Source organism: Saccharothrix mutabilis subsp. mutabilis (assembly GCF_039521145.1).
GTDB classification, from domain to species: domain Bacteria; phylum Actinomycetota; class Actinomycetes; order Mycobacteriales; family Pseudonocardiaceae; genus Actinosynnema; species Actinosynnema mutabilis.
The window spans coordinates 1-7,445 of sequence record NZ_BAAABU010000045.1; the positions used below are offsets into that span (position 1 = coordinate 1).

The window sequence follows — 7,445 nt, forward strand, 5'->3', positions numbered from 1 at the left end:
ACTCGCGCGGCACGTTCAACGTGCAGTTGACGGTGACCGACCCGACCGGCAAGACCGGCACGGCGAACCTGACGGTGACCTCGGGCAACACCGCGCCCACGGTCCGGTTCACCGGGCCGGTGGACGGCGGCATGTTCGGCTGGGGCGACACCATCCCCTACGGGCTGGCGGTGACCGACGCCGAGGACGGCACGGTCGATTGCACGCGCGTGACCACCCAACCCAACATCGGCCACGACTCGCACAAGCACCCGCTGGGCAGCCCGATCAACGGGTGCTCGGGGAGTTTCCGGGCCGAGGCGGACACCGAGCACCAGAACGGCAACGCGCACGTCATCCTCTCGTCGGAGTACACCGACAACGGCGGCAACGGGCTGCCGGCGCTGAAGGGCGGCGCGAGCGTGGTGTTGCAGCCCAAGCGCAAGCAGGCCGAGCACTTCACCGGGTCGTCGGGGGTGCGGGTGGTGGCGCAGTCCGGGGCCGAGTCGGGCGGGCGCGTGGGTGACATCTCGAACAACGACTGGGTTTCGTTCAAGCCGGTCAACTTCACCGGGATCAACCAGGTGTCCTTCCGGGTTTCGTCGCCCTCCGGCGGTGGCTCGATCGAACTGCGGGCGGGTTCCCCCACGGGGACGCTGATCGCCTCCGCACCGGTGACTTCGACCGGTGGGTGGGACAACTACGTCAGCCTGCCCGCGGTGAACGTGACCCGGCCCGCGGGAACGGTGGAGCTGTTCGTGGTGTTCAAGGCGTCGTCCAACAACAGCTTCGACCTCGACTCGATCAGTTACGTCGGGCCGGGGGTCGGGAGCGGTGGGTCGACGGCGAGGCAGATCGTCGGCGTGGGCGGCAAATGCGTGGACGTGAACGGTTCATCCACAGTGGATGGTGCGCGGGTCCAGCTGTGGACGTGCAACAGCGGCGCGAACCAGCAGTGGACGCAGACCGGTTCGACGCTCCAGGCGCTGGGCAAGTGCCTGGACGCCGCCGGCACGGCGGACGGCAGCGCGGTGCGGTTGTGGACGTGCAACGGGACGTCGGCGCAAACCTGGTCGGTGCAGTCGGACGGCACCATCCGCAACGGCACAAAGTGCCTGGACGCCACTGGCGGCAGCTCGGCCGACGGGACGCAGCTGATCGTGTGGACGTGCAACGGCGGGGCCAACCAGCGGTGGACCCTGCGCTAACACCGAAGGCGACGCCACCGGTGGACCGGTGGCGTCGCCTTTATGCGCAGGTCCGGCCCCCACCTGCGGAGGGTGCCGGCCGCGGTCAGGCCGGCCCGTAGTCGAACCACTCGAAGGACGCGCTGCCCTCGGTGACGTACATGCCGATGACCCGCCCGGTGAAGCCCGTGGCGACCTCCGTGGACAGGTAGCGGCCGTCGAGTTCGCACAGCAGCGTGCCGTTGACGTGGAAGCCGACCAGGTCCGGGCCGAGGTGCCCGTCGTCCGGTTCAGGCAGGCGGGTGGTCACGGCCAGGGTCACCGGACCCTCCGCAACGTCCACGCCGGCCACGGTCTGGCGCAGCGGCCCGATGCGCGCCACGACCTCCACCCGGCCCGCCGCGACCTCGACGTCGTAGTGGTGGGTCTCGTCCAGGCGCACCGACAGGCCCGCCCGCCCGGCGCCGGGGTCCACCAGCGTCGCCGCGCGGCACTCCTGGTGCTGTTGGCGGCGGCCGATGAACGTGTGGCCCGGTTCGTCCAGCGTCGGGCCGGTGGCGTGCAGGGTCAGGCCGGGGTGTTCGGTCAGCGACCACGACCCGGCGGGGCGCGACCGGGGCGAGATCCACTCGGGGCCCAGGTCGGGTGCGGTGAAGTCGTCGCGGACCGGTGGCGCGTCGAGCGGGTGCCAGGGGGTCGGGGCGCGTTCGGTGAGTTCGACCGGGCCGACCCGGGGCCAGCCGTCCACCCACTCGACGGGGGTCAGGAACGTTTCCCGGCCCAGCACGTGGAAGCCGGGCGTGAAGCCGCGCGGACGCGTGGCCAGCAGCACCATCCACCACTCGCCGTCGGGGGTGGACACCAGGTCCGCGTGGCCGGTGCTCTGGACGGGCCGGTCGGTGCCGCGGTGGGTCAGGATCGGGTTGTGCGGCGCGGGCTCGTAGGGGCCGCGGGGTGAGCGGGCGCGGGCGATCGCGACGGTGTGGCCGCGTTCGGTGCCGCCCTCGGCGATCATGAGGTACCACCAGTCGCCGATCCGGTACAGGTGGGGCGCTTCGGGCCATTGCAGGCCGGTGCCCGACCAGATCGGCCACGGGCCTTCCAACACCTCGCCCGCCAGCGGGTCGATGCGCGCGACCTGGACGCCCTGGAAAGCGCACCAGCAGTTGCCGTCCTCGTCCCACGCCAGGTCCGGGTCGATGCCCGGCAGGTCGATCCACACCGGGTCCGACCACGGCCCGGCGGGGTCGGTGGCGGTGACGATGAAGTTGCCGCCGTGCGAGACGTTGGTGGTGATCAGGTAGAACAGGCCGTCGTGGTGCCGGATGGTCGGCGCGTAGATGCCGCGCGAGGCCACCGCGTCGGCCGGCAGCGGCAGCTGTTCGGGCCGGTCCAGGACGTTGCCGAGCTGCCGCCAGTGCACCAGGTCCCGGCTGTGCAGCACCGGCACGCCCGGGAAGTACTCGAAGCTGGAGCACACCAGGTAGTAGTCGTCGCCGACCCGGCACACGCTCGGGTCGGGGAAGAAGCCCCCGACCACCGGGTTGTCGAACTTCCGCGTCACGATCCGCCTCCGGGTCAGCCTTTGAACGCGCCGTCGAGGATGCCCGCGACCATCCGCCTGCCGACGAACACGAACAGCACCAGCAGGGGCACGGTCGCGAGGAACGAGCCGGACATGGCCAGCCCGAGGTCGATGTCGTAGCTGTTCTGCAACGCCTTGATGGCGATCTGCGCGGTGAACCGCTCGGGCGACTTGAGCACGATGAACGGCCACAGGAAGTCGTTCCACGCCGTCACGAACCCGAACAGCCCCAGCACGAACGCCGCCGGCCGCACGATCGGGAACACGATGCGCCAGAACACCTGCCACGTCGACGCGCCGTCGAGGTAGGCGGCCTGCATCAGCTCGTCGCTGATCGTGGACACGATGTGCTGGCGCATCCAGAAGATCCCGAACGCGCTCGCCAGGCCCGGCACCACCAGCGCCTGGAGCGTGTCCACCCAGCCCAGCTCGGACATGATCAGGTACTGCGGGATCACCGCGAGCTGCGTCGGCACGGTCATGGTCAGCAGCACGACCAGGAACAGCACGCCGCGCCCGGGGAAGCGCAGCTTGGCGAAGGCGAACCCGGCCAGCGCGCACAGCAGCGCCTGCCCCACGCCGATGGTCGTGGCCACCGCGAGGCTGTTGAGGATGGACTGGAGGAACGGGACGGTGCTGAACACCAGCCCGGCCAGGTGGAAGAAGTTCCCGCCCGGCACGACCTCGGGCGGCATCCGCGTGGCGGCGGCGGTGTCGGTGGTGGCCACCACGAACATCCAGTACAGCGGGAACAGCGACACCGCCGCCGCGCCGCCCAACACCGCGTACTGCCACCAGCGGACGTGGTTGTGGCGTGCGCTCATCGGTCCGCCCTGATCCGGCTCGACAGCACGTAGTTGACCGCCGCGACGACCACGACCATGACGAACAGCGCCACGCCGACCGCCGAGCCGTAGCCGAACTCGTAGCGGCCGAAGCCCAGTTCGTAGAGCAGGAGCGTGAGCGTCTGGCACTGCCGGACCGCCCCGCAGGTCAACGACGTGCCGGGCGAGACCAGCAGCGGTTCGGTGAAGATCTGGAGGCCGCCGATGGTGGAGGTGATGACGGTGAAGATGATCACCGGGCGCAGCGCCGGGACGGTGATGTGCCGGAACCGCTGCCACCCGCCCGCGCCGTCGATGGCGGCGGACTCGTAGACGTCGCGCGGCACCGCCTGCAAGGAGGCCAGGTAGAGCAGCGTGGTGTAGCCGAACCACCGCCACGTCACCATGGCCGCGATCACGACGTGGCTGCCCCACGTGGTCTGCACGAAGTCCACCGGGTCGACGCCGACCAGGCCGAGCAGCCAGTTGAGCAGGCCGAAATCGCGGTCGAACAGCTGCGCGAACACGATCGCCGTGGCCGCCACCGACGTCACGTACGGCACGAGCACGGACATGCGGAAGAACAGCGCGAACCGCAGCCGGGCGTGGTTGAGCAGGTGGGCCAGCAGCAGCGCGAGGAACAGTTGCGGGACGGTGGACAGGAACCAGATGCTCACCGTGTTGCGGGCGGCGTTCCAGAACCTCGGGTCGTCCAGCATGCGGGTGAAGTTGTCCGCGCCGATGAACGTGTGCTCGCCGATCGGGTTCCAGTCGAACAGCGCCACGTAGAAGGTGAACAGGAACGGGAACAGCCCGAACACCGCGAACAGCGCGAAGAACGGCGCGATGTAGGCGTAGGGGGCCAGCCGCTCCCGCAGCGGCGTGCCGGCGCTGCGGGAGGGCGGCTCGACGGGTTCGACGGGGACGGGCGCCAGGGCCGTGGTCACGCCGGTCCTCACTTGCCGATGGCGGTCTTGATGTTGCGCACGGCGTCGTCCCACGCCGTGGCCGGGTTGCCGTTGTTCTGCTCCACGTTGGTGATGGCGTTGAGGAACTCGGTGCCGATGGTGGTGCTGTCCGGTCCGATGTAGAACGGCTTGAGGCCCAGCAGGGACTGCGGGTAGAGGGTGCCGATCGGCGCGTCGGAGAAGAACGGCTCGGTGCGCGCGGTCAGCTTCGGGTCCTGGTAGACCGACGGCGTGGTGGGCAGCGCGCCCGAGGTCACGAAGTGGTCGAGCTGGCTCTGCGGCGACTGCATGGTGCGGATGTAGTCCCACGCGGCCTGCGGGTTCTTGGCCCGCGCGGGGATGGCCAGGTAGCTGCCGCCCCAGTTGCCCGACCGGCCCGGCACCGCGGCGAGGTCCCACTTGCCGGCGGTGGCGGGGGCGTTGCTGCGGATGCTGTTGAGCATCCAGGACGGGGCGGCGAGCACGGCGAACCCGCTCTGCGCCATCGCGGCGCTCCAGCCCTCGGCGAACGACGACTGCTTGGCGGTGATGCCCGCCTGCGCGGCCTTGACGCCCAGGTCGAAGGCGACCCTGACCTGCGGGTTGGTCGAGTAGACCAGTTCGCGCTTGTCGTCGTAGTACTTCTGGGTGCCCTGGTTGACCGCCTGGTAGAAGACGCTGGTCGCGGCGTTGTCCACGAACGGCTTGCCGGTCTTCTCGGTGTAGCGCTTGCCGGTCTCGATGAACGCGTCCCAGTCCGGCCACAGCTTGCCGACCGACTCGCGGTCGGTGGGCAGGCCGGCTTCGGCGAACAGGTCGGTGCGGTAGGCCATCGCCATGCCGCCGACGTCGGTGGGGATGCCGAGGATCTGGCCGTCCTTGGCGACGCTCTGCGCCATGACCCAGTCCAGGTAGTCGCCCTTGATGTCGTCCGCGCCGAGCGTCTTGAGGTCCACGAAGTTCTGCGGCTGCTCCACGAACTTGGGCAGGTCGTCGCCCTGGATCAGCACCAGGTCGGGCACCTTGCCGCCGGCCAGCGCGGTGGTCAGCGCCTGCGCGGTCTCCTGGGCGTTGCCGACCTCGGTCAGCTTGACCTCGACCTCGGGGCGCTTCTGCTTGTAGGCCTCGACCGACGCCTTCTGGTTGATGGCGCTGAACGACCAGAACTCGAACGACTTGCCGTCACCGCCGCCGCCCGCCCCACCCCCCGGTGAGCACGCGGCGGTCAGCAGCACCGCGGCGACGATGGCGCGGAGTTTCATGGATGCCTCCAGACCGATGCGGGACGGCTTCGAAATATTCGACTGATAGCCGGAATCTTTCGGCACGGACGGTAGGCCGCCGATCACCGCACCGTCAAGGACTTGCGCAAACAGGCTGAAACGTTTCGAGGTCTACACTCGGCGGCATGAGCCGGGCGCGCCGACCGAACACCGCAGCCGAGGAGCAGGCCGGCGCGACGATCAGCCAGCTCGCCGCGCTCGCCGGGGTCTCCGTGGCCACGATCTCCAAGGTGGTCAACGGCCACCCGGACGTCTCGCCGGACACCCGGGCGTCGGTCGAGGACGTCATCCGCGAGCACGGCTACCGCCGCAAGCGCCGCGCCACCCGCGCCACCCTGGTCGAGGTCGTGCTGCACGCCATCGAGGGCGACTACGCCACCGAGATGATCAACGGCGTCGCGCGCGTCGCCGGCGCGCACGGGCTGGCCGTCGCGGTGTCCGAGCTGCACGGCCTGCACACGCCCGACCGGGACTGGATCGAGGGCGTGCTGGCCCGCCGCCCGGCCGGGGTGGTGGCGGTGTTCTCCGGCCCCACGCCCGCGCAGCAGGAGCGGTTGCGCAGCCGCGGCATCCCGATCGTGCTGGTGGACCCGACCGACGAGCCCGGCAAGGACGTGTGGTCGGTGGGCACCAGCAACTGGAGCGGCGGACTGGCGGCGACGCGGCACCTGCTCGAACTGGGGCACCGGCGGATCGCGACGATCACCGGGTCCCCGCGGATGCTCTCCGCCCGCGCCCGCCTGGACGGCTACCGCGCGGCCCTGGACACCGCGGACGTCCCGGTCGACCCGGCGCTGATCCGCGAGGGCGACTTCCAGATCGCCGACGGCCGCCGCCACACCCGCGACCTGCTGCGCCTGCCCGACCCGCCGACCGCGGTCGTGGCGTGCAACGACGGGACCGCGCTGGGGGCGTACCAGGCGGCGCACGAGGCCGGGTGGCGCATCCCGGAGGACCTGAGCGTCGTCGGCTTCGACGACCTGCCCTCCAGCCGCGAGATGATCCCGCCGCTGACCACGGTCCGCCAGCCGCTGCGCGAGATGGCCGCCGCGGCGACCGAGGTGATCGTGGCGCTGTCGCAGGGCCAACCGCCCCGGCAGCACCGCCTGGTGCTGGCCACGGACCTCGTCGTGCGCGCCAGCACCGCTCCGCCGGCGCGCTGACCGCCGAACGTTTCGGCCTCCGCGCGTCCGCGTGCGGACCTGCGCATTTCGCTCTTGTAAGCGAAAACGTTCGATGCAACACTCCGAGACGCTCGCCGAAACTACCGCCGGAGTTTCGAAACTCGGCGAGGCTCGCACACCACGCACACCCGTCGGGTGTCCTCCAGAAGGTGTCACACATGAAGCTGACAGCGACGTCAGTGTCACGAGCCGCGCTCGTGACCGCTTTGGTGGCCGTCACCGCCGGCGCGGTGGTCTTCTCGGCCACGTCGGCCTCGGCGGCGACCACGCTCGGCGCGTCGGCGGCGCAGACCGGCCGGTACTTCGGCACCGCCGTCGCCGCGGGCAAGCTCGGCGACTCGACCTACGTCGGCATCCTCAACCGCGAGTTCGACATGGTCACCGCCGAGAACGAGATGAAGATCGACGCGACCGAGCCGAACCAGAACCAGTTCACCTACGGCAACGCCGACCGCA

General features: G+C 70.4%; 7 protein-coding genes. 3 read left to right on the top strand and 4 right to left on the bottom strand.

Features of this window, described 5'->3' with window-relative positions; all coding sequences use genetic code 11:
* Positions 1 to 1,187, top strand: a 1,187-nt coding sequence (locus ABD126_RS38440; protein WP_343940593.1) for a ricin-type beta-trefoil lectin domain protein, incomplete at its 5' end; no start/stop codon positions are given.
* 85 nt (positions 1,188 to 1,272) lie between these two features.
* Here ABD126_RS38440 and ABD126_RS38445 read toward each other — a convergent pair.
* From ABD126_RS38445 to ABD126_RS38460, 4 genes are read right to left on the bottom strand one after another with little or no spacing between them, the layout of a single operon-like run.
* Positions 1,273 to 2,730, bottom strand: coding sequence for a glycoside hydrolase family 43 protein (locus ABD126_RS38445; RefSeq protein ID WP_343940595.1), 1,458 nt, complete (start codon positions 2,728 to 2,730; stop codon positions 1,273 to 1,275).
* 14 nt (positions 2,731 to 2,744) lie between these two features.
* Entirely contained in the window at positions 2,745 to 3,575 is an 831-nt protein-coding gene (locus tag ABD126_RS38450) for a carbohydrate ABC transporter permease (protein ID WP_343940597.1), read from the bottom strand.
* A complete protein-coding gene (locus ABD126_RS38455) occupies positions 3,572 to 4,522 on the bottom strand; it encodes a carbohydrate ABC transporter permease (RefSeq protein ID WP_343940599.1) in 951 nt (316 codons plus the stop codon). Before ABD126_RS38455 ends, ABD126_RS38450 begins: the two co-directional genes overlap by 4 nt.
* Positions 4,523 to 4,530: 8 nt before the next feature.
* Complete coding sequence (locus ABD126_RS38460; RefSeq protein ID WP_343940601.1) at positions 4,531 to 5,784, bottom strand: ABC transporter substrate-binding protein; 1,254 nt, start codon at positions 5,782 to 5,784, stop codon at positions 4,531 to 4,533.
* 146 nt (positions 5,785 to 5,930) lie between these two features.
* On the opposite strand from ABD126_RS38460, the gene ABD126_RS38465 reads away from it, so the two are divergent.
* Positions 5,931 to 6,968 (top strand): LacI family DNA-binding transcriptional regulator, encoded by a 1,038-nt coding sequence (locus ABD126_RS38465; protein ID WP_343940603.1) that lies wholly within the window; start codon positions 5,931 to 5,933, stop codon positions 6,966 to 6,968.
* Between the two features lie 179 nt (positions 6,969 to 7,147).
* A partial coding sequence (locus tag ABD126_RS38470) for an endo-1,4-beta-xylanase (RefSeq protein WP_343940605.1) occupies positions 7,148 to 7,445 on the top strand: 298 nt, incomplete at its 3' end.